At 63.0% G+C, this 675-nt stretch carries 1 protein-coding gene; it reads right to left on the bottom strand.

The window, feature by feature from the left end:
• Positions 1 to 675 (bottom strand): condensation domain-containing protein (locus AB6807_RS39380; RefSeq protein ID WP_371088813.1); only part of this gene is annotated, 675 nt, incomplete at both ends.

The following is a 675-nucleotide window of genomic DNA, read 5'->3' as shown; positions in this document are numbered from 1 at the left end:
CGAAGGCTTCAACCTCGCATGCGCCTCGATCTGCCGATGCACCGGCTGCGCACCTTCGTGGCGACGCGTGTTCTCGCTCCACGCAGCAAGCTGAACCGTTTCCTTCTCGGACACGATCTGGAGTTCGCAAGTCGGTTTCTGCGGCCGCACGACCAATGCATCGACCACCCCTTTGATCGCTGCATGCATGTAGCCGCAGACACGCAATGCGTCGACCGCTTCATGCACCTGTGCCACGAGCTCGAAGCCCTTGCCCAGGTCGTCCACCGACATGCCGAACGGATAGTTGGTCCGCTCCGCGCCGCCGATCACCTCCATGCCTTCCCAAGCAAGATCCGGAACAGCCTGCTCCTGCTCACCCTCAGGCGTGTAGCGGTAGTTGAGCAATGCGGAGAACAGCGGCGTGCCACCCGGCAACGCGCTGCAGCGCTGGGCCAATGAGAGGTTGGCGTGCTCATGATGCAGAAGCTGGGTGAGTGCTGCGTGGGTTTCCTTCATGCACTGGGCAACGCCCTGTGCGCCGAGCTTCACGCGCAGCGGCAGGGTGTTGATGAACAGACCCAGTGCGCGTTGGGCACCTTCTCCGCCTTGCATGCGGCCGAACAGCACGGTGCCGAAGACGACGTCGTCCTTGCCCGTCGTCTTGGCCAACACCAAGGCCCAGGCCAGATGGAA

This window comes from Variovorax sp. RCC_210, assembly GCF_041355175.1.
Lineage (GTDB): Bacteria > Pseudomonadota > Gammaproteobacteria > Burkholderiales > Burkholderiaceae_C > Variovorax.
This window is presented reverse-complemented; position numbering and strand designations above follow the sequence as displayed.